The 506-nt window shown below is 49.2% G+C and carries 1 protein-coding gene; it reads right to left on the reverse strand.

Features of this window, described 5'->3' with window-relative positions:
* The coding region (locus tag R7R78_RS29745) for a sigma 54-interacting transcriptional regulator (RefSeq protein WP_225475044.1) at positions 1–506 on the reverse strand (506 nt) is incomplete at both ends.

Raw genomic sequence — 506 nt, forward strand, 5'->3', positions numbered from 1 at the left:
TCTAGTAGCGCATTTTCTATCGCTGCCTTTTCAAACTCCGCCACTTGCTCTGCAAGGCTACTGGTTGAGGCGGGGATGGAACTTGGTTCACCTAATTGGATGAGTTTACCTAATAAAACGAAACGCTCTGCTGCATTGCGCAGTTCTCGGACATTTCCCGGCCAATCGTGAGCCATTAGCTGAGCCAAATCTTGTGCTGAAAGACTTGGCGAACTTTTACCATAGCGCGACGCCGCGACTAAAAGAAAATGATGGAAAAGGGCAGGGATGTCTTCCTTGCGTTCACGTAAGGGAGGCAAATCTAGCGTAACCACGTTGAGGCGATAGTAGAGGTCTTGACGAAATGTACCTTGTTCCGCCGCACGTTTAAGATCCACTTTCGTTGCCGCGACAACGCGAATGTCGAGAGGTAAAAGTTCGTTTGAGCCAACGCGTTCAATCACGCGCTCTTGCAGGACGCGCAACAAACGAATTTGTGCCTGAATTGGCATCGATTCGATTTCATC

The sequence above is a fragment of the Vibrio sp. 2134-1 genome, assembly GCF_033339495.1.